This is a genomic window from Nocardia anocheti (assembly GCF_029675105.1).
Lineage (GTDB): Bacteria > Actinomycetota > Actinomycetes > Mycobacteriales > Mycobacteriaceae > Nocardia.
The window spans coordinates 1-20,131 of sequence record NZ_JAQQFV010000003.1 but is presented as its reverse complement, the minus strand read 5'-3'; the positions used below and the strand labels follow the sequence as shown (position 1 = coordinate 20,131).

General features: G+C 70.0%; 21 protein-coding genes. 11 read left to right on the top strand and 10 right to left on the bottom strand.

Annotated features, from left to right (window positions below):
• Positions 1-144 precede the first annotated feature (144 nt).
• Together QC180_RS07675 and QC180_RS07670 are read left to right on the top strand one after the other, a co-directional pair.
• Entirely contained in the window at positions 145-1,341 is a 1,197-nt protein-coding gene (locus tag QC180_RS07675) for a PucR family transcriptional regulator (RefSeq protein WP_278261930.1), read from the top strand.
• Positions 1,342-1,562: 221 nt separating this feature from the next.
• Positions 1,563-2,054 carry a DinB family protein gene (locus QC180_RS07670; RefSeq protein ID WP_278262553.1) on the top strand — a complete coding sequence of 164 codons (492 nt, stop codon included), beginning with the start codon at positions 1,563-1,565 and terminating at the stop codon, positions 2,052-2,054.
• Between the two features lie 6 nt (positions 2,055-2,060).
• Here the strand turns inward: QC180_RS07670 and ligA are convergent, their stop codons facing one another.
• Entirely contained in the window at positions 2,061-4,052 is a 1,992-nt protein-coding gene (gene ligA / locus QC180_RS07665) for an NAD-dependent DNA ligase LigA (RefSeq protein WP_278261929.1), read from the bottom strand.
• Between the two features lie 122 nt (positions 4,053-4,174).
• Here ligA and QC180_RS07660 point away from each other — a divergent pair, with 122 nt between their 5' ends.
• A complete protein-coding gene (locus QC180_RS07660) occupies positions 4,175-4,552 on the top strand; it encodes a DoxX family protein (RefSeq protein ID WP_278261928.1) in 378 nt (125 codons plus the stop codon).
• Positions 4,553-4,565: 13 nt separating this feature from the next.
• Here the strand turns inward: QC180_RS07660 and QC180_RS07655 are convergent, their stop codons facing one another.
• The 3 genes from QC180_RS07655 to QC180_RS07645 all read right to left on the bottom strand — a co-directional run bounded on the left by QC180_RS07655 (position 4,566) and on the right by QC180_RS07645 (position 6,469).
• A complete protein-coding gene (locus tag QC180_RS07655) occupies positions 4,566-4,979 on the bottom strand; it encodes a low affinity iron permease family protein (protein WP_278261927.1) in 414 nt (137 codons plus the stop codon).
• 94 nt (positions 4,980-5,073) lie between these two features.
• On the bottom strand, positions 5,074-6,087 hold the full coding sequence (locus QC180_RS07650) for a DNA topoisomerase IB (RefSeq protein ID WP_278261926.1): 1,014 nt from the start codon (positions 6,085-6,087) through the stop codon (positions 5,074-5,076).
• Positions 6,088-6,097: 10 nt separating this feature from the next.
• Entirely contained in the window at positions 6,098-6,469 is a 372-nt protein-coding gene (locus QC180_RS07645; protein ID WP_278261925.1) for a hypothetical protein, read from the bottom strand.
• A gap of 142 nt (positions 6,470-6,611) precedes the next feature.
• Here QC180_RS07645 and QC180_RS07640 point away from each other — a divergent pair, with 142 nt between their 5' ends.
• Complete coding sequence (locus tag QC180_RS07640) at positions 6,612-6,845, top strand: hypothetical protein (protein ID WP_278261924.1); 234 nt, start codon at positions 6,612-6,614, stop codon at positions 6,843-6,845.
• Between the two features lie 19 nt (positions 6,846-6,864).
• Complete coding sequence (locus QC180_RS07635; RefSeq protein WP_278261923.1) at positions 6,865-7,311, top strand: SRPBCC family protein; 447 nt, start codon at positions 6,865-6,867, stop codon at positions 7,309-7,311.
• A gap of 3 nt (positions 7,312-7,314) precedes the next feature.
• On the opposite strand, the gene QC180_RS07630 is transcribed toward QC180_RS07635, so the two are convergent.
• Entirely contained in the window at positions 7,315-7,605 is a 291-nt protein-coding gene (locus tag QC180_RS07630; RefSeq protein ID WP_278262552.1) for a hypothetical protein, read from the bottom strand.
• Positions 7,606-8,049: 444 nt separating this feature from the next.
• Positions 8,050-9,537: an FAD-dependent oxidoreductase gene (locus tag QC180_RS07625; protein WP_278261922.1), complete on the bottom strand. Its 1,488-nt coding sequence runs from the start codon at positions 9,535-9,537 to the stop codon at positions 8,050-8,052.
• 89 nt (positions 9,538-9,626) lie between these two features.
• On the opposite strand from QC180_RS07625, the gene QC180_RS07620 reads away from it, so the two are divergent.
• The gene (locus QC180_RS07620) at positions 9,627-10,991 is read left to right on the top strand and encodes a WS/DGAT/MGAT family O-acyltransferase (protein ID WP_278261921.1); all 1,365 of its coding nucleotides are present in this window, start codon (positions 9,627-9,629) and stop codon (positions 10,989-10,991) included.
• 35 nt (positions 10,992-11,026) lie between these two features.
• Here the strand turns inward: QC180_RS07620 and QC180_RS07615 are convergent, their stop codons facing one another.
• Positions 11,027-12,418 (bottom strand): DUF1254 domain-containing protein, encoded by a 1,392-nt coding sequence (locus tag QC180_RS07615; protein ID WP_278261920.1) that lies wholly within the window; start codon positions 12,416-12,418, stop codon positions 11,027-11,029.
• Positions 12,419-12,565: 147 nt separating this feature from the next.
• Here QC180_RS07615 and QC180_RS07610 point away from each other — a divergent pair, with 147 nt between their 5' ends.
• The 3 genes from QC180_RS07610 to QC180_RS07600 all read left to right on the top strand — a co-directional run bounded on the left by QC180_RS07610 (position 12,566) and on the right by QC180_RS07600 (position 15,724).
• Positions 12,566-13,477 carry a helix-turn-helix domain-containing protein gene (locus QC180_RS07610; RefSeq protein WP_278261919.1) on the top strand — a complete coding sequence of 304 codons (912 nt, stop codon included), beginning with the start codon at positions 12,566-12,568 and terminating at the stop codon, positions 13,475-13,477.
• Positions 13,478-13,540: 63 nt separating this feature from the next.
• A complete protein-coding gene (locus tag QC180_RS07605) occupies positions 13,541-13,924 on the top strand; it encodes a limonene-1,2-epoxide hydrolase family protein (RefSeq protein ID WP_278261918.1) in 384 nt (127 codons plus the stop codon).
• Positions 13,925-14,053: 129 nt separating this feature from the next.
• A complete protein-coding gene (locus tag QC180_RS07600) occupies positions 14,054-15,724 on the top strand; it encodes an FAD-binding dehydrogenase (RefSeq protein ID WP_278261917.1) in 1,671 nt (556 codons plus the stop codon).
• 9 nt (positions 15,725-15,733) lie between these two features.
• Here QC180_RS07600 and QC180_RS07595 read toward each other — a convergent pair whose 3' ends face one another.
• On the bottom strand, positions 15,734-16,354 hold the full coding sequence (locus tag QC180_RS07595; RefSeq protein WP_278261916.1) for a TetR/AcrR family transcriptional regulator: 621 nt from the start codon (positions 16,352-16,354) through the stop codon (positions 15,734-15,736).
• Between the two features lie 120 nt (positions 16,355-16,474).
• Here QC180_RS07595 and QC180_RS07590 point away from each other — a divergent pair, with 120 nt between their 5' ends.
• Together QC180_RS07590 and QC180_RS07585 are read left to right on the top strand one after the other, a co-directional pair.
• Positions 16,475-16,786 carry a hypothetical protein gene (locus tag QC180_RS07590; protein WP_278261915.1) on the top strand — a complete coding sequence of 104 codons (312 nt, stop codon included), beginning with the start codon at positions 16,475-16,477 and terminating at the stop codon, positions 16,784-16,786.
• Positions 16,786-17,148 (top strand): M20/M25/M40 family metallo-hydrolase, encoded by a 363-nt coding sequence (locus QC180_RS07585; protein ID WP_278261914.1) that lies wholly within the window; start codon positions 16,786-16,788, stop codon positions 17,146-17,148. Before QC180_RS07590 ends, QC180_RS07585 begins: the two co-directional genes overlap by 1 nt.
• Before the next feature lie 7 nt (positions 17,149-17,155).
• Here the strand turns inward: QC180_RS07585 and QC180_RS07580 are convergent, their stop codons facing one another.
• Positions 17,156-18,955 carry an acyl-CoA dehydrogenase gene (locus QC180_RS07580; protein ID WP_278261913.1) on the bottom strand — a complete coding sequence of 600 codons (1,800 nt, stop codon included), beginning with the start codon at positions 18,953-18,955 and terminating at the stop codon, positions 17,156-17,158.
• A gap of 73 nt (positions 18,956-19,028) precedes the next feature.
• On the bottom strand, positions 19,029-19,982 hold the full coding sequence (locus QC180_RS07575) for a methylenetetrahydrofolate reductase (protein ID WP_278261912.1): 954 nt from the start codon (positions 19,980-19,982) through the stop codon (positions 19,029-19,031).
• Positions 19,983-20,131 lie beyond the last annotated feature (149 nt).

Here is a 20,131-nt window from a genome sequence, read left to right as displayed (position 1 = left end):
CGGCCGTCCGGATCCCTCCTTCGCAGTGTGACTGTGCTCACGATCAAAAGACATGTGTGCCGGTCGCCGATCAACCGCTGCGTTTTGTGCGCCCGCACAACCGCGGTGTGGTCCGCGCCACTCTCGCGGGCTAATCTGGTCCACATGACCACGCACGCGCCCGTCACCTCACCGTTGGCCGCCGACCTGTTCGGGGCGATCGAGGACCTGACCGACGAGCTGGTCCGGCGGATTCTCGCCACCGACCCCTCCTACGCCGGTGCCGGTCTGCTGACCGAGGAGCAGTTGCGCACCACCTGTCACAACAATCTCACCGCGATCCTCGGCGCGCTCGCCGGAACCCAGCCGCTGCTGCTGCAGTCCGCGCGCGAGGCCGGTCGACTCAAGGCCGAGCAGGCGATTCCGGTCGCGGCGCTGCTGCACGCCTACCGGCTCGGCGGCCGGATGATCTGGGAGGAACTCACCGCGCGCTCGTCCGGTCCCGGCGATGTGCGGCTGCACGCGCTGGCGACGCAGCTGTGGGAGGTGATCGACCTGTATTCCGATGCCGCGGTGGAGTCCTACCGCGACACCGAGATGCTGCTGGCCCGCGCCGACGCGCAGGCGCAGAACCGATTGATCCGCACACTGTTCGACGATCACTCGCGCAGTCCCGGCCGCGTTCTGGACGTGCTGCGCAGCCTCGGTCTGCCCGAGCACGGCACGTTCTGTGTGGTGGCCGTCGACGCCGATCCGACGACGGTCTCGCCGCCCGCGCTCGGTAACGCGTTGCGCGAGTGCGGTGTTCGTTCGGTGTGGGATGTGCGCATGGACGCGGTGATCGGGCTGGTGAGGGCACTGTCCCCGGTCTCGATCGACCGGGCGGGAGAGCGGCTGGGAACGCTCGTCACCGAACGGGTCGGGCTCAGTACGCCGTTCGGCTCGCCGCACGCCATCGCCGCCGCGGTGACCGAGGCGCGCCAGGCGTGCCATTCCGTGCCGCCGGGGGCGAGCGGGGTGGTGCGCTATGGCGAGCAGCCCGTGGCGCATCTGCTGGTCACCGTGCCAGACGCCGCTCGCCGCGCGGCCACCCAGATCCTCGGACCGGTGCTGGCGCTGCCCGCCGCCGAGCGGGCCGATCTCGTCGCGGTGCTCGACGCCTGGTACCGCCATGGTGGTTCGGCGGTCGCGGTGGCCGACGCCCTGCACTGTCACCGGAATACGGTGCGCTACCGGTTGCGCAAGATCCGCGATCTGACCGGGCGCGACACCACCGATCCCCGCCAGTCCGCGGAGCTGTATCTGGCGTTGCGGGCGTACACATTGGTCGATGCCGAGCAGACGGCCGGTCACGAGCTCTGACGCCTCGAGGGTTTCCGACCCTTGCCACCGCGCGGATCGGTGCGCCGTCGGCGCCGGTTCCAGCAGGACTTCCGGATCGCCCGGGTACACGGGCATTCCGGTGCGGATCGGCGCGGTCAGGTCGACCGGGCGCCCAGCGGGAGCATACGCAGTTCGTCGTGTCGGGGCGGTTGTGTCGGACCCCGGTGGCAGCATCGCTGTCCGTGACCGACGACCGACCGATGCCGCCCCTGAACGCCGACGAACGCACGACTCTCGAATCGTGGCTGGACTTCTATCGCGCCACGCTGGCCCGCAAATGCGAGGGCCTCACCGACGCGCAGCTGCGCATCGCCAGCGTGGAACCCTCGTCGCTGACCCTGCTCGGCCTCGTCCAGCACCTGGCCGAGGTCGAACGCAACTGGTTCCGCCGGGTCCTCGTCGGTGAGGACGCCCCGCCGATCCACGACCCGGCCGCCGACACCGCCGGGCACGACGGCGGATTCGCGGTCACCGAGAAGTCCACCGGTGCCGCCGCGCTGGCGACCTGGCGCGCCGAAGTCGAGCACGGCCGCCGCCATTGCGCCACCCGCGAACTCAGCGACACCAGCCCGTTCCTGGACAGCCAGGTCACCCTGCGCTGGATCTACACGCACATGATCGCCGAGTACGCCCGCCACTGCGGTCACGCCGACCTGCTCCGCGAGCGGATCGACGGGGTGACGGGCGTCTGACCGTGATTAGGTGACGTTGGCGGCGATCAGCAGCTCCCAGATCTCGCCCTGGTCGACCACCTCCACGCCGAGCTTCTCCGCCTTGGTCAGCTTGCTGTCGCCCACCCCGGCGCCGGTGATGAGCAGGTCGGTATTGGCCGAGACCGAGGACGCGGTGGTCGCGCCCGCCTGCTCACACAGCCGCTGGAAGGTGGGGCGGGCGACCTTCTCGCCGGAGCGGGGGTCACTGATCGCGCCGGTGACGACGACCGTCTTGCCCGCCAGCGGCGCGCCCGCCGCGACGACCGGCGGCAGGTCCTCGGCGCGCACGTCCAGGTTCACGCCCGCGGCGCGCAGGCGCTCGAGTTCCGGACGCAGCCGGGTCAGGTGGGTGACCAGCGAGGCGGCCACCTTCGGGCCGATGTCGTCCACCGCGACGAGACGTTCCTCGCCCGCGTCGGCGACCTCTTCGAGCGAGCCGAAACCGGCTCGCGCCAGGCGGGCGGCCGTGCCGTCGGAGGCCATCGGGATGGCGAGGCCGATGAGGGCGCGGCGCAGGCCGACCTGGCGGCTGGTGTCGATCGAGTCGATCATGCGTCCGGCCGACACCTCGCCGATGCGGTCGAACTCGAGCAGGCGTTCCTTGGTGAGGGTGTAGAAGTCCGACGGGTTCTCCAGGATGCCCGCCTCGGCCAGGCGTTCGATCCAGACCTGCCCGATCGCGTCGATGTCGGCGGCGGCGCGCGAGGCCCAGTGGATGAGCCTGCGCACGGTCTGCGCCGGACAGGAGACATTGGTGCAGAACAGTTCCCGGCTGTTGCCCTGTTCGCTGACCGGGTGCGCGCAGGAGGGACAGTTGGTCGGCGCGATGATCTCGCGTTCCTCGCCGGTGCGCGCGGCGGCGTCGAGGACACCGGCGACGAACGGGATCACATCGCCCGCGCGGCGCACCAGCACGGTGTCACCGATCTTGATGTCGCGCGCGCGGATCACCTCCTGATTGGCCAGTGTCGCCTTGGTGACCGTGGTGCCGCCCACGAACACCGGCTCCAGCCAGGCGACCGGGACGATCTTGCCGGTCTTGCCGACATCCCAGACCACATCGGCGAGCAGCGTGGTCTTCTCCTCGGCGGCGAACTTGAACGCCAGCGCGCCGCGCGGTGAGTTCGATCGGGTTCCGGCGGCGGCGTAGGCGATGCGGTCGGCCAGGCGCAGCACCGCGCCGTCGAGGTCGTAGTCCAGGTCGTTGCGGGTCTGCTCGATCGCGGTGATGGCCTCCTGGGCCTGCTCGGCGTCGTCGCACACGCGCATCCGCGCGCCTTCGACGCCCAGCGCGCGCAGCCCGTCCCCGAGGTCGACGGTGCCGCTCTCGGCGGGCATGTCCAGGTCGAAGCCGAAGAACTGCAGGCGACGCTCGGCCACCGTCGCCGGGTCCTTCGCCCGCAGGGTGCCCGCCGCGGCATTGCGGGGGTTGATCAGCGGTTTGTCCGGATGGGCGGTGTTGTAGGCGAGGAAGGTGGAGCGCAGCATGACGGCCTCGCCGCGCACCTCGACGCGGCCGCCGACCTCGATGCGGTCGGGGATGCCGTCGACCAGCGCGCGCACCAGCGGGGTGACGTCGTCGCCGGTGGTGCCGTCGCCGCGGGTCACCGCGCGGACCAGCCTGCCGTCCTCGTAGACCACCGACAGCGACAGCCCGTCGAGCTTCGGCATGACCACCACGGGCTGGCCGGGGAACCGGTCGAAGAACGCGGCGACCTGCTCGGGCTTGGTCGACTTCTCCAGCGACAGCATCGGCCGCGCGTGCCGGACCGGCGCGTGCAGCACCGTCGGCGCGCCGACCTGCTCGAGCGGGTTCGGATCGGGCGCGAGCTCGGGATTCGCCTCGATCAGCCCCCGCAACTCGTCCTCGATCGCGTCGTACTCCGCGTCGGCCACGACCGGCGCGCCGTCGTAGTAGGCGCCGCGCAATGCCACGATCCGCCCGGCGAGTTCTCGGATGCGTTCCCCTGTTTCCACGACACGGGACGCTACCGGTACCCACCGACATTCCCGCGCAGGGGAAACCTTCCGGTCGATGGCGCCCGTCGGCCGTAAAATCGGGTCAGACGCACCATCCCACTTCCGAAGGGGTGTTCGACATGTCCGTGCTGCTGTGGATCCTGGCAGGCCTGCTCGCCGCGGTATTCCTGCCAGCGGGGGTGATGAAGCTGGTCACGCCGTACGAGAAACTCGTGGCCGACCCGCGAATGGGCTGGGCGAAGGACTTCTCACCGGGGATGGTCAAGACCATCGGCGCGCTCGAGGTCGCCGGTGCGGTGGGCATCATCCTGCCGGGCCTGTTCGGTATCGCACCCGTGCTCGTCCCGCTGGCCGCGGTCGGCTTGGGGCTGGTCGCGATCGGCGCGATCATCACCCACCTGCGCCGCGGCGAGGTCCCGAACGTGTTTCCCCTGGTGGTCTTCGTCATCATGGCGGCGATGGTCGCCTGGGGACGTTTCGGCGCGCACGCCTTCTGACCGGGAGGCGCGGTCACTGACTACTCTCGCGGTCCTCGAGACCGATCGCGTCCGCGAGTTCGGTGCGCTCGTGTTTGAGGCCCGGATAGTCGGTGGCGAGTTCGGTCAGCAGGCCGTCGAGTCCTTCGGCGATGGCGTTGAGCTTCTGTTGGATCGCGTCGTCGGAGCGGGCCTGGGTGTTCTGTAGCAGGGCGACCAACAGGAACGTGACGATCGTCGTCGCCGTGTTGATCACCAGTTGCCAGGTGTCGACGCTCGGGAAGACGAACACCGACGGCGCCCACACCAGCACCAGCGCCAGACAGGCCGCGAAGAACCACGCCTTGGAGGCGAAAGTGCTCGCCACCGAGGCGAACCGGTCGAACAGCGGCACCCGGGACGTGACCTCGGACGGCATCTCCGCCCCGTGCTCCTCGATGTCGGGCATGACGACGCCTACCTTTCCGCGCAACAACCCTTCTGTCGCGGGTAATGCCCGCCTCGGCCCGGTCGAAACGATGAGCCGATCGCTGGCAGTGCCGTCAACCCGGAGCACGCCGCACCAGCCGGATGACCGCGCGATCCACGATCCGTCTGCGCTCGTCCCGGGAGCGCCGCCGTTCGGCGCGAGTGAGGGCGGCGGCGATGGTGCTGTCGGCGTCGAAGGCGCGCAGCACGCGCGGGTCGATATAGGAATCGCGGGCGACCGCCGAGGTGTTGCCCAGGGTCTCGGCGACCTCGGCGATCACTTCCCGCTCGACCCGCCGACGCGCCCGATCGCCGGTGGGCCGGTCGACACGGGCGAGAGCCTCGGCCGCGTGCACGGTGGCCTGCCAGGTGCGCAGATCCTTGGCGCTGCATTCCATTCCGGCGAGGTCGCGGAACCGGGCGTTGATGTCGTCGGCGTGCAGTTCGCGGTAGCCGCCGTCCTCCCGGTAGACCAGCAGACGCGAGGAATCCGCCCGGACGCGGCGCAGTGAGCGGACCGCGCGGGCGAGTGCGGGATCGTGGATCTCCACCTGGCGTCGCGCGCTCCCTTTGGCGACGTAGTCGAAGACCATGTCGTCGCCGTGCACGCGGACCTGGTCACGCAGCAGGGTGGCGATGCCGCGCGTACCGTTCTCCTCCGCGTATTCCTCGCCGCCGACGCGGAAAACCCCTTGATCGATCAGCCCGATCGACACCGCTTCCACCCGGTGTCGCACGAGCCCGGATCGGCCGAGGTCGGCGTCGACCTGTTCGCGCAGGCGTGGCAGCCGAGTCGCGAAGCGGAGGACGCGGTCGAACTTCTCCTCGTCGCGGTCGCGTCGCCACTGGTCGTGGTAGAGGTACTGGCGACGGCCCGCCGCGTCGGTGCCGACTGCCTGGAGATGGCCGTTGGCGTGCGGACAGATCCACACCTCGCGCCAGGCGGGCGGGATCGCCAGGGCCGTGATGCGCGCGAGCACGTCGTCGTCGGAGATACGCACGCCCGCGTCGTCGGTATAGGAGAATCCGCGGCCCCGGATCCTGCGGTGGATGCCGGGGCCGTCGGGGGCACTGTGCCGTAGTCGCACCGTCCGTCCGTTACTCCGGTGGTTCCGGGGTGCGGATGTCGGCGGGGACGGAACCGCCTGCCACATCGGCGGAGATGCCGAGTTCTTCCTCGTAGTCGCGGGTCGGTGCGGGTTCGTTGCCCTCGGTGTCGAGGTCCGTGGACGCCTGACCGGCGGCCTGGGGTGCCGAGCCGGGGACGACGTCGGGTTGCTCCTCGGCGAGGCGTTCGTCGAGTTTGCGGGGGTGGGATTCCTCCCACGGGGTCATGCCATATTTGGTGGCACCGGTCCAGTGCTCGGGCGGGTCCATGCCCGCTTCGAGCGGGTCCTCGCGCAGCTGGTCCTCGTCGGTTTCCTCGCTCCGGTCCAGGCCCGCCGGATCGGTCGCGTCGGGTTCGGTCATCGACTGCTCCTTCCTGATCGATCTCACCGGGCGCATTTCCCCGAAGTCCGGGTGACAAACGGCGCGGGGCCGCGGATTCCGGGACGCGGGAGGGGGTAAGCGCGTCGTGACCATCCGATCGACCGAGGAGAGGTGATCCACCATGGCCGTCTGCGACACCTGCGGCAACGACTACGCCCGCGCCTTCACCGTGAGCCGCGAGGGCGACAACTGGACCTTCGACAGCATCGAATGCGCCGCCTCGAAACTGGCACCCAGCTGCGCGCACTGCGGCTGCCGGGTACTCGGGCACGGCCTGGAGGCCGACGAATCCGTGTACTGCTGTGCCAACTGCGCCCGTCGCGCGGGCCAGGACGCCCTCGTCGACAGCGCGTGAACGCAAGGAGGTGGGCTCGATGGCAGAGGTGAGCAAGGAGATTCCCGTGGCGGCGGAGGAGGTCTTCGCCGTCCTCGCCGACGGCTGGTCGTATGCGAGCTGGGTGGTCGGTGCCTCGCACATTCGCGATGTCGACGCGGACTGGCCCGAGGTGGGGTCGAAGATCCGGCACAGCGTGGGCCCGTGGCCGCTGACGATCCAGGATTCGACCTCGGTCCGCGCCCTAGACCGGCCGCACAGCCTCGAACTCGACGCGCGATTGTGGCCGCTGGGCGCGGCGATCGTGCGACTGGACGTGCGTGCGACCGGCCCCGCCACGTGCGAGGTGATCATGAACGAGTGGGCCGTGCGCGGCCCCGGCACACTGCTCCCCGACCCGCTGGAGACGATGCTGTTGACACCGCGCAACCGGGAATCACTGTCCCGGCTGGCGGATCTCGCCGTCGGCGGCTATCTGCGCCACTAACTATCAGGGATTGGTCGGCGGCTGCGGGGTGGTATTGCCCAGGTCGCCGACCAAGCGGCGGCCGAGCAGGGCCTTGCCCTGTTCGGCGCCCTTGCGGCTCTCGTGCTCGGCGCGGCGGAAGAACTCGGCGAGTTCGCTGTCTCCGGCGCGCTCGGCGTCCTGGGCGTATTCCTGCATGCGTAGGACATTGCTCAGGCAGTTCTCGACGAACCAGATGAGGTTGTATTCCTTGTCCTTGGTGCCGGTCCGCGTGCCGGATTCCTCGCTGTCGTCCTCGCCGAGCGCGGCGGACAGTTCGCCGCGCAGGCGTTCGACGGCGGCGTCGTCACCGGTATCGGCGGCGGTGGTGATGTCCTGCCGCAGCTGGGCGATGATGTCGCGGGTAACCATGAATTCCTCCTCGACCGTGTCGGGGCGCCGTTCGACGCCCACATCGTCGCGGTACCTCGTGAGGGGCAGCCGAAACAGTTCGGCCGTCTGCTCGGTGCGGCGCAGTGCCTCGGCGACCGCGGCCAGCCGCCACTGCGCCTGAGGCGACAATCCGGCCGCGCACGTGCACAGTTTGCGCAGCGCGGGGTCCTCCAGGCGCCCGATCAGCTCGTGATCGTGCACGACGGTCGCCGCACCCACCCCGGCATCGCCGAACTCCGCCGGTAGACCGAACGTGGTCGGAAACTGCATGGTGCCTCCTCGGTATCCCCCGAACGCCGACTTCCCCACCGAGGCAAGATCAAACAGTCAGGTGGCGCGGCGGGGCAGGGGCGCGGTGGCCGGGCCTTCGAGAACGGTGCCGTCGGGAGCGAAGCGCGAGCCGTGCAGCGGGCAGTCCCAGGTCTTCTCGGCGTCGTTCCAGTTCACGATGCCGCGCAGGTGGGTGCACACGGCCGAGACCGACTCGCTCACCCCGTCGACAGTGCATCGTGCGGTCGGCTGCAGTCCGTGCCGTTCCACCCGGCCCTCGCCTTCGCGCGGTGCGAAGCCGTCGCCCGTGCCGAAGGCGGTGAGCCACCCGGTCGACAGATGCCGTGCCACCGCGGCATTCGCCTGCGCGCCCGCCAGCAGCGTGCGCACCGCGCCGGTCCGCCAGGTGTCGTAGACATCGGCCCACTGCGGTGACTCGCCGCCGATCCGCCCGGCCAGCACGAGGGCCGCCGCGACACCATTGGTCATCCCCCACTTCGCGAAACCGGTCGCGCACCGGACGTTCTCGGCACCCGGCTGCACCGAACCGACATACGGCAGCTCGCCGATCGGGTGGTAGTCCTGGGCCGACCAGCGGTCGAGCAGTCGCGCTTCGGGGAACCACCGGCTCGCCCAGTTGAGCAGCTCGGCCACGTGCACCGCCTCCGAATCCGCCCGGCCCACCTCGTGACCGCTCCCGCCGACCAGCAGGACCGTGCCGTTCTCGGCGGGAGCCCAGCGCACCGACCGCGTCGGTGAACCCGCGCTGAGGAACATCTCCTCCGGCACCGGGCCCGCGGTCTCGAAGGCCGCCAGGTAGGACCGCTGCGCGATCAGCCGCGCGGCCAGCCCCTTGCGGTCGAAGATCGGCGATCCGGTCGCCACGATCACCCGTGCCGCCGACACATCGCCCTGCTCGGTGCCGATCACCCAGCGATCGCCGTGTCGCCGAAGGTGTTGGGCGCGGGTCGATTCGAAGATCGGGACGCCGTGGGCCTCCACGTCGGCCGCCAGCGCGGCCAGCACGGCGACCGGATCGACCTGGGCCTGTTCGCGCAGGCGCACGCCGCCGTGCGTGGGGAACGGCGCGTCGAGCTCGTCGACGAACTGGGTCGGCAGGCCCGCCGCGCGGGTGGCCTCGTATTCGGCGCGCACCGCGTCGGCTTCGGCGGGGTCCTGCGCGTAGGTGATCGAGGGGACGCGCTGGGCGGGGATCTCGTGGGCGTCGCAGAAGTCGAGCAGCCAGTCGAATCCGGCGCGGTTGGCGTCGATATAGCGCGACAGCACCGCGATGCCGTGCCGCCGCGCGATCGCCTGCGCGCGGGTGCCCTGCAGCATCGTGATCTTCGCGCTCGACGCCCCCGTCGTCACCGCGCCGACCTGCCGCGCCTCGAGCACAGCCACCTCCCGGCCCTGCTCGGCGAGCAGCAGCGCGGTCGTCAACCCGACGAGCCCGGCGCCCACCACCACGGTGTCGACCGAGAGATCGCCGGTCAACGGCAAGCGGCTGGGCAGCTCGGCATCGGTGCACCAATACGAGGTCATGCCCGTCGCATACCCCGCCACAGCGGGGCAAACAGCGCGCGGTACGGCCTAGGGTGTCGGGGAGGAGCACCGAACCGAAAGGCGCCGCCATGGGATTGATGTCACCGATGGATTCGATGTTCCTGCTGATGGAATCGCGCGAACATCCCATGCATGTCGGCGGGCTGTCGCTGTTCAGCGCCCCGGAACGAGATCCCGGCGGTGCGGCGCGGCGGCTCTACGAGGACCTGACCGCCGGGGGCGACGAGCTGTCGGCGACTTTCCGCCGTCGACCGGGACGCCTGCTGGCGGGCTTCTCGGCGCTGCAATGGGACACCGACGACGACGTCGACATCGACTACCACGTCCGGCTGCTGTCGCTGCCCGCGCCGGGACGGGTGCGCGAACTGCTCGAACTGGTCTCGATGCTGCACGGCGCGCTGCTGGACCGGCACCGGCCTCTCTGGGAGGCCTACGTCATCGACGGGCTGGCCGACGGTCGCATCGCCCTCTACGTGAAGACCCATCACGCGTTGATGGACGGGATCAGCACCGTCCGCACCTGGCAGCGGGCGCTGGCCTCGGAGGCTGACGACCGAGGCTGTGTGCCGCCCTGGTACCGCGTACGACGCCCGGCGCCCGGTCCGCCGTCACTGCTGACCAGGTCGCTCGAGCTGGGACGGACGGCACGCCGGATCGGCGCGAGCGTCCCGCAGGCGGTGACCGGCGCCTACGAGCTGGCCCGCGACTATCCGCAGCCCCGGCCCTTCCAGGCCCCGGACACGATGTTCAATGTGCCGATCACCGGGGCACGCCGGTTCGCCGCGCAGTCGTGGCCGCTCGAGCGGCTGCGCGCGGTCGCCACACGCACCGGCGCCACGCTCAACGACGTGGTGCTGGCCATGTGCGCGGGCGCGCTGCGCGCCTATCTCACCGCCGCCGACGCGTTGCCCGACGAACCGCTGATCGCGATGGTGCCGGTCTCGCTGCGTGCCGCGGGCGAGAGCACCACCGAGGCGGGGAATTCGGTGGGTGCCGCACTGTGCGATCTGGCCACCGACAGCGCCGATCCCGCCGAGCGGCTCGCCCGCATCCGCGCGGCGATGACCCGGGCCAAGGCAGGCATGGCGAAGCTGACATCGCTGCAGATGCTCGGGGTCTCGGCGGTCAATGTCGCGGGTCTGGCGCTGCCCGCCCTGCCGATCCCGCTCCCCCGCTCCGCGCCACCGTTCAATATCGTCATCTCGAACGTGCCCGGTGCCGAGGAACCGAGGTACTGGAACGGTTTACGGCTGGAGGCGGTCTATCCAGCCTCCATCCCGCTCGACGGCCAAGCGGTCAACATCACCACCGTCAGCTCCGGCGGCGCCATGCACTTCGGCATCGTCGGCTGCCGCCGCACCGTCCCCCGCCTCCAACAGCTGCTCACCGGTCTCGACCAAGCCCTGCTCGACCTGGAGAACACGACGGTCTGACACCGAGCTCGACCGGGTGGGCTGAGTCAGCCGCCTCAGTGGCGCCGGAAATCCGGCAGTTGCCAGGTGCCGTCGAAGGCCGAATCCTCGGGGCCGTAGATGCGGAAGTAGGCGAACCAGCCTGCGCCGGGGACGGTTTGGACCCAGCGGTCGGTCGGGGTGTTCGGTGGTGGGGTGGGGCCGAAGTAGAGGGTGAGGGGTTGTTCGGTGTCGATGTCGGCGAGTTCGAACATCGAGCGCAGGGCCGCGCGGTGCTGGGGCGCCTGGATCTCGCTGCGGGTGCGCGCGTCGTAGACGGTGATCGACCAGAACAGCTTCGCCGGGACCGGCTGGGGCACCCGCAGGCTGTAGAAACCGCCGCCGTCGAGGTAGTCGCCGTGGACGTCGCGCAGGCCGAGCCAGTACAGCGAGCCCGCCCCCGGATGCCGGGCGAACATCGCCGGGGACTCGATCTGCGCCTGGTAGAACCACTTCTCCCTGGCGTAGAGGTCGACGTAGTCGCCGGTGTCGAAGGTGCCGTTCTCCGGGCGCAGGACCGCCCACTCCCACCGACTGTCCGGCCACACGACCCGGTCGGGTCGGCGATCGGCGAAGGCCTGCGCGCACAGGTGCAGGTGCCCGCGCCGGGCCGCGTCGGTGAGGATGGCGGCCTGGCGTCGATCCGGCGCGAATGGCGCGTCGCGGGTGATGCCCAGCGCGGCGAGTTCGCCGTACTGGTAGCGGTAGTCGGGGTTCGGCGGTTCGGTCTGCAGGATCTCGTGCAGGACGTGCCAGTAGTCGAGCCCGGTCTCCCAGTACACCGGCGAGAAGTCCAGTCCTCGGTGCACCGAGAGGTCCACCCAGTCGAGGGGATTCGAGTCCGGGTCGTGGCCGAGCGGATACACCCGCACCTGCTTCATCCGCTCGATCGCACCGTCGATATCCGCGCCCTCGGGCAGGGCCCGCACCAGCACCAACACCCGATTCGTCGTCGCCGAGCCCGCGAAATGGTCCTCCGGGATCGGGCCGTCGTAGCTCGGTGGCAGCAGCACGTGCCGTCCGCCCGCCGCGCCCGCCGGGCCGGGCAGACCCAGATCGAGCACCCACAGCTGATTGAGGTCGTTGGCCGTCCCCATCAGCGGTCCGGGCGGAATGTCGATGACCATCGGCCCGTCGGACAGGTCGATGGTCAACCCGGAATACGGCGTATCGGAATTCGCGGTGAACACGTACTGATCGGGCGTGCCGACCAACAGCGCCATCACCTGATTAGGCACCGCCCCCGCCGCGATATTTCCCCGCCACGTCGCCTCGAGCGACACCGTCGGATAGAAGAACCGGTACATCGCCAGCGCCCGGTTGTAGTCCAGCTCGTCGTAGGCCCTGGCGATATCGCCCCGCGTCGGGTAGCCGTTCCAGTACCCCGTCATCACGACCGCCCTTTCCACGCGCGGTTGCCTCCTGCCTCCGTGACGGTAGGTCCGGAGCGGGAACGCCACCTCACCCGCTGCGGATGAGATTCGCGCGACGCGGACGGTGGCCCGAGCGAGAAACAGTGCAGCTATTCGTCACCGGCGATGCATATAGTGACGTGAGTGCTGACTGCAGGAGGTGCGGTGCCGACCGACAAGGCCGAGTCCGGGGAACTGTCGCCGCCGACCCAGCGGGTGGTGTCGGTGCTGGAGTTGCTGGCGGCCGCGCCGCGACCGCAGACCTCCGCCCAGATCGCCGACAGCCTCGCCCTGAGCCGCTCCACGGTCGGCAATGTGCTCTCCGCGCTGCGCGCCCGCGCCTGGGTGAACCGGCGCGCCGATCTGACCTACGAGGTCGGCCCCGGCCTGCTGCGGGTCGCCGACCAGCAGCAGAGCAAGCTCGCGGGCGGTGATCCGCTGCGCACCGCGCTGCACGAGCTGGCGAACGAGGTCGACTGCGGGGTGGCGCTGATCCGCGTCGACGGCGCGGAGATCCGGTTCGTCGCGGTCGTCGAAAACCGCGGCCGGATTCCGGCGGGGATCGCGGCGGGCACCCGGCTGCCGCTGATCCCGCCCGCCGCCGCGACGGTCGTCGCCCACTCCCCCGAATCCGTCCGACGGTCCTGGCTCGCGGCGGCGGACCCCGAGGAGCGCGCCGACTACGAACACCTGCTCGCCGAGGTCCACACCCTCGGTGCCGCCGTGTGGGGCGTCGACGCGAACAGCCTCGCCACCCTGGACATCCTGGCCGACGTGGTCGAGCACCTGGCCCACGATCCCGCCAGCAGCGCGCTGCGGGACCGCATCTTCGCCCTGCTCGGCGGCATCAGCGGCAATGCCTACCGCGCCGAGGAACTCGCGAGCGACGCGCCGCTGCCGATCAGCTACCTGTCGGCACCGGTCCTCGAGGTGGACGGAACGCCCCTGGCCGAAGTCCTCATCGGCCCCCTGCGCACCGCCGTGCCGAAGCCGGAGCGCGACCACTACCTCGCCGCGCTGACCGCCACCGGGAGGTCCCTGCGCGAACACCTCTGAGCACCACAGCCCGACCCCCGGCCGCGGTGACCAGCCAGGTCGGCACCCACGGAAGGAATCATCATGTCCCCCAGTACCGATCCCGCCGCGATCGTCACCGAGTTCTGCGCGCGGTGGGCCGCCGCGGGTGCCGACGAACTGGCCGAGTACTTCACCGAAGACGCGGTGTACCACAACATTCCGATGCAGCCGATTACCGGGAAGGCCGCGATCACCGAATTCCTACGCGGTTTCCTCGACACGTTCGGCGGTATCGAATTCACGATCCATCGTCAGTTCGTCGACGGGACGACGGTGTTCAACGAGCGGACCGACCGATTCAGCATCGACGGCACCGTCATCGACCTGCCGGTCGCGGGAGTGTTCGAGATCGAGAACGGCCGAATCCGTGCCTGGCGCGACTATTTCGACATGACCGTGATCACCGCCGCCACCCAGAATTCATGATCTGACGCCCATCGCGACGATCCCCGCGCACCCCCCCCTGTTACGATGCGTTTCGACATCTGATGCAATAACGTATCCGATACAGCTAGGTAGCCGAATGCTGCCGGGTGAGGGAACGGAGGTCGGCGTATGGAGGCCGATGTCATCGTCGTCGGCGCGGGGCTCGCCGGGCTGGTCGCGACCTATGAGCTGACCCGTCAGGGCAAGCGGGTGCTGGTGGTCGATCAGGAGAACGCCGCCGATCTGGGCGGGCAGGCGTTCTGGTCGTTCGGCGGGATCTTCCTGGTCGACAGTCCCGAGCAGCGCCGCCTCGGCGTGCGGGATTCCCTGGACCTGGCCTGGAGCGACTGGTCGGGCAGCGCCGCCTTCGACCGGCTCGACGACGAGGACCGCTGGGCACAGCGGTGGGCTCGCGCCTACGTCGAGTTCGCCGCGGGCGAGAAGCGCCGGTATCTCACCGATCTCGGCATCTCCTTCCTACCCTCGGTCGGCTGGGCCGAACGCGGTGACCTGCGCGCCGACGGCCACGGCAACTCCGTGCCGCGGTTCCACATCGCCTGGGGCACCGGCACCGGCGTCGTCGGCCCGTTCGTCGAATCCGCGCTCCGGGCGGCCGAGACGGGGCTGGTGCGGTTCCGCCACCGTCACCGCGTGGACGAACTGGTGCGCACCGACGGCGCCGTCACCGGGGTGCGCGGCGCGATCCTCGCCGAGGACGACACCGCACGCGGCGTGCCCTCCAACCGCGAGGTCGTCGGCGAGTTCGAGTTCTCGGCCGCGGCGGTGGTCCTGGCGACCGGTGGCATCGGCGGCGACCACGACATCGTGCGCCGCTACTGGCCCGAGCGGATGGGCACCCCGCCCACGCGCATGATCACCGGCGTCCCGGCCTACGTCGACGGCCGCATGCTCGACATCGCCGCCGAGGCCGGGGTCCGGCTCGTCAATCGCGACCGCATGTGGCACTACACCGAGGGCATCCAGAACTGGAACCCGATCTGGCCCGAGCACGCCATCCGCATCCTGCCCGGCCCGTCCTCGCTGCGGTTCGACGCCCTCGGCCGCCGCCTACCCGCCCCCTACCTACCCGGTTACGACACCCTCGGCACCCTGCGCTACCTGCGCACCACGCCCGAGATCGCGCCCTACGACCACTCCTGGTTCGTCACCACCCAGCGCATCATCGCCAAGGAATTCGCGCTCTCGGGCTCCGAGCAGAATCCCGACATCACCCAGCGCGACCGCAAAGCCCTGGTGCGGGAACGGGTCTTCGGCAAGGGCGCCCCGGCGCCGGTGGAGGCGTTCAAGAACAACGGCGCGGATTTCGTCGTCGCCGACACCCTCGAAGAGCTCGTGGCGAAGATGAACGGACTCACCGACGAGCCCCTGCTCAGCCCGGCGGTCCTGCGCGAACAGATCCTCGCCCGAGACCTCCAGGTGGACAACGCCTTCAGCAAGGACGCGCAGATCCAGGGCATCCACAATTCCCGGCGCTACCTCGGCGACCGGCTCATGCGCACCACCGCACCCCACCGTCTGCTCGACCCCGCCGCCGGACCGCTGATCGGCGTCAAACTGCACGTGCTGACACGAAAGACCTTGGGCGGCATCCAGACCGACCTCGATTCCCGCGCCCTCGGCGGCGACGGCGCCCCGATCCCCGGCCTCTACGCCGCGGGCGAGGCGGCGGGTTTCGGTGGCGGCGGGGTGCACGGCTACAACTCGCTGGAGGGCACCTTCCTCGGCGGCTGTGTCTTCTCCGGTCGCGCGGCGGGGCGGGCGGCGGCGACCGAGGTCTGACGCGTCGGATCAGGGCCGCGGCGTGGTGTCGGCCACCGTGAGCCGGGTGATCAACCGGCCGAGCCATTCCCGCGCCGCCGCCTGATCGCGATCGAGCAGCAACTGCACGGTGACCCCGTCGTAGGCCGCCACCACCGCGTGCGCGGCCTCGGCGATCGTGCCCATCGAGGTGGGCAGCGCGAACCCACCACCGGCCAGCTTGGTCTCGATGGCGGTGCGCAGATCGGCGCGATGGGCCACCAGCCGCTCGGCGAGTTCCGGATTGCGCGCGGCGTGGGTGAGGAAGTCGGTCTTGACCAGCAGCCAGTCGCGATCGAGCAGCAGGGTCGCGGCGAGTCGGTCGACGAACTCCGACAGATCGTCCGGGTTCTCGACGCCCACCAGCGCCCGACGCACCTGCTCGGTGATCAGGGTGGCCCGCTGGTCGTAGAGGACGAAGAACAACTCGTCGAGACTGGCGAACTGCGAGTAGAACGCGCCGCGGGTGTATCCGGCGGCCGAGCAGACGTCCTCGATGCGGGTGAGACCGAAGCCCTTCTCGGCGAACACCCGGAAGGCGGCGTCCAGCAACCGTGCCCTGGTCTCGGCGCGGCGCTTGGTCACCCGGGCGGGCTTGTCCGTGTCGGGCATGGGCACGAGCCCACCCTACAACGCGCGAGCGGTCCCGAATTCCAGCATCCGTTCAGCTACCATCCGGGAGTCGATCCGCAGTCCCTCATCGCCCCGCGCCGCCCAGAATCGAAGTAGCCGATGACCGAGGACTCGATCTATGCCGAACTGGATTCGCGAGCCGAAGCGGTCGCCGATCAGGTCGTCGCCTGGCGTCGCACGCTGCATCAGCATCCCGAACTGTCCAATCGCGAGGTGAAGACCGCGCGCTTGGTCGCCGATCATCTGAACACCCTCGGGCTCGACGAGGTGCGCACCGGGATCGCCGGGAACGGGGTCGTCGGTGTGCTCAGAGGCGGCCGCCCCGGCCACGCGGTGATCGCCTTGCGTGCCGATGCGGACCGTTTCCCGTCGCCCACGCCTGTGGGCACGACTGCCACACGGCGATGCTGATGGGTGCCGCGACGGTGCTGGCCGGGGTGCGCGATCGGCTCGCGGGGACGGTCCTGTTCGTCTTCCAGCCCGCCGAGGAGGGTCCGCCGGTCGACGAGCAGGGCGGCGCCCGCGCCATGCTCGCGGCGGGCGCGCTCGACAACCCTTCGCCGACCATGGCTTTCGGTTTCCACGTGGTGCCGATGCCCAAGGGGTATGTCGGCTATCGGGTGAGCAACCAGTTCGGGGCGTCGAGCCTGATCAAGATCACGATCACCGGGCAGCAGGTGCACGGTTCCACGCCGTGGATGGCATCGATCCGATGCCCGCGGTGGGGGCGGTGCTCACCGGGATCGGCCAGTTGTACCGCGCCCGCGTCCTGAGGGCCGGTCAGAACCATTCGGGACGGCAGTCCCTGGTGGTGGTGTCGAGGCTGTCGAGCAGGTCGAATTGTGGTCCGGTGCGCGGAAGTTCGACGCGGAAGAAGTAGCGGGCGGCCTGGCGCTTGCCCTCGCGGAAGGCGTCGGTCCCGTCCCCCAGCGCCAGGAACTGTTCGAGCCAGATCCAGGCCAGCACCACGTGACCGACGGCCTCCAGGTAGGTCGAGGCGTAGGCCAGGGCGGTCGCGGGATCGCCGGTCGACCACAGGGTGGCGGTGGTCGTCGCGATGCGGGCGGCGGTGCGGTCGAGCTGGGCCGCCAGCTCGGCGGCCTCTCCACCGGCGGCGCTGGCCTTCGCGGTGGTCGCCCCGATGGTCTCGAGCAGCAGGGCGAGCCCGGCGCCGTTGTGCATCACCACTTTCCGGCCGAGCAGGTCCAGGCCCTGGATGCCGTGGGTGCCTTCGTGGATGGGGTTGAGCCGGTTGTCGCGGTAGAACTGTTCGACGTTGTATTCGCGGGTGTAGCCGTAGCCGCCGTGCACCTGGATGGCCAGATCGTTGGCCGCCAGACACCACTGCGACGGCCAGCTCTTGGCGATCGGGGTCAGCACGTCGAGCAGCAGCCGGGTGCGAGTGCGGTCGGCTTCCCGCTCGGCGGTGTGTTCCTCGTCCAGCAGCCGGTAGCAGTAGAGGTTGAACGCCAGCGCGCCTTCGACATAGCTCTTCTGCGCCAACAGCATGCGCCGCACATCGGCGTGCTCGATGATCGGCACCTGCGGCGCGGACGGGTCCTTCACGCCGAGCGCGCGCCCCTGCGGACGGGTGCGCGCGTAGTCCAGCGCGTGCAGATAGCCGGTGTAGCCCAGCGCCGTGGCGCCCTGTCCGACACCGACGCGGGCCTCGTTCATCATGTGGAACATGTAGGCGAGCCCGTGGTTCGCCTCCCCCACCAGATAGCCGACCGCGCCCGCCGCGCCGCCGGGGGTGTGTGTGCCCTCGCCGAAGTTGAGCAGGGTGTTGGTGGTGCCGCGATAGCCCATCTTGTGGTTGAGCCCGACCAGCACCACGTCGTTGCGTTCCCCGAGCGCGCCGTCGGTGTCGACGAGGAACTTGGGCACGATGAACAGCGAGATCCCCTTCACCCCGGCCGGGCCGCCGGGGATCTTGGCGAGGACCAGGTGCACGATGTTGTCCGACAGTTCGTGCTCGCCGCCGGAGATCCACATCTTCGTGCCGGTGATCCGGTAGCTGCCGTCGTCCTGGGGGACGGCCCGGGTGGTGATGTCGGCCAGTGACGAACCCGCCTGCGGTTCCGACAGGCACATGGTGCCGAAGAATCGGCCCTCGACCATGGGCCGCACGAAGGTCTCGATCTGTTCCGCGCTGCCGTGTGCCAGCAGCAGGTTCGCGTTGCCGACGGTGAGGAACGGGTAGGCCGCGGTGCCCACATTGGCGGCCTGGAACCACGCCGTGCACGCACCGGCGACGACCGCGGGCAACTGCATGCCCCCGATCTCGTAGTCCATCGCGGCACCGATCAGCCCGGCCTCGGTGAAGACCTTCAGCGCCTCGCGCACCTCGGGGATCATGTGCACCCGCTCGCCGTCGAAACGCGGTTCCTCGGCGTCGCTCTTCTTGTTGTGGGTGGCGAAGTGCCGGGTGGCGATGGCCTCGCTGAGCTCGAGCACCGCGTCGAAGGTGCCCCGATCGTGGTCGGCGAAACGCGGCCTGCTGGTCAGCGAGGTGACGTCGAGCCAGTCGTGGAGCAGGAATTCCAGGTCGCGGCGCGACAGCAGCAGGGAGTCGGTCATCGTGTCTTCCTCTGTTCGGCGGAGGCGGACAGCCACCCGGACGGTGCGGGACCGTCCGGGCGGCGAGCGTCGCTCAGCGCACCGCCAGCGGTGCCTCCGTGACGCCGTACCCCAGATTGGTCAGCACCTCACCGGTCGCCTTCGCGAAGTTCAGCGTGATGAAGTGCAGGCACGGTGCGCCTTCGCGGATGAGGCGTTCGGCCATCTCCGTGGCCAGGGTAATGCCTTCGGCGCGGACCGCCGCCTGATCCGGCTCCGGACCGGACCCCGCCGCGCGAAGCAGCCGGTCCATGACCGCGGCGGGCAGGGGACGCCCGCTCAGTTCCTCGGCGCGCGCCACCGTGCGCAGCGAGGTGATGGGCATCAGTTCCGGGATGATCGGTTTGGCGCCCTCGATCGGGTCCAGCGCGCTCACCCGGTCCCGCAGCCGCAGGTAGTGCTCGACGTCGAAGAACATCTGGGTGATCGAATACTCTGCGCCCGCACGCAGTTTCGCCACCAGATGCCGGGTGTCGTGCGCCAGGTCCGGGGAGCGGTGGTGGCCCTGGGGGAACGAGGCGACGCCGACGTGGAAGTCGCCGAGATCGCGCACGATCCGCACGAGTTCCTCTGCGTAGTCCACGCCCTCGGGGTGTTTCGTCCACGGCCCCAACGGATCTCCCGGCGGGTCACCGCGCAGCACCAGCAGATTCCGGATACCGGAATCGGCGTAGGAGCCGACCAGCGAGCGCAGTTCGGCCACGCTGTGGCCGACGGCGGTCAGATGGGCGACGGGCAGCAGCGTCGTCTCCCTGGCCAGGTCACCGGTGATGCGCACGGTGCGGTCCTTGGTGGAGCCGCCCGCGCCGTAGGTCATGGACACGAAGGCCGGATGCATGCGTTCGAAGTCGCGCACGGTCCGCCAGAGCCGGGCCTCGCCCGCGCTGTCGCGCGGCGGATTGAACTCCACCGAGAACGGCACCCCGCGCCCCGAGTGGGTGCGCAGGCTCTCGGCCACCGAGTATCCGGCGGCGGGTTGTCTGGTCATCACTGTTCTCCTGGATCCCGCGTCGTGCTCGGCTCGCGGCCGATCAGAGCAGGTTCCAGTCTTCGAGGCCCTGGTAGAGCGGGACACTCTGCGCCAACTTCGACACCCGACCACGCAGCGTCTCGATATCCGACGTACCCGCCAACGCC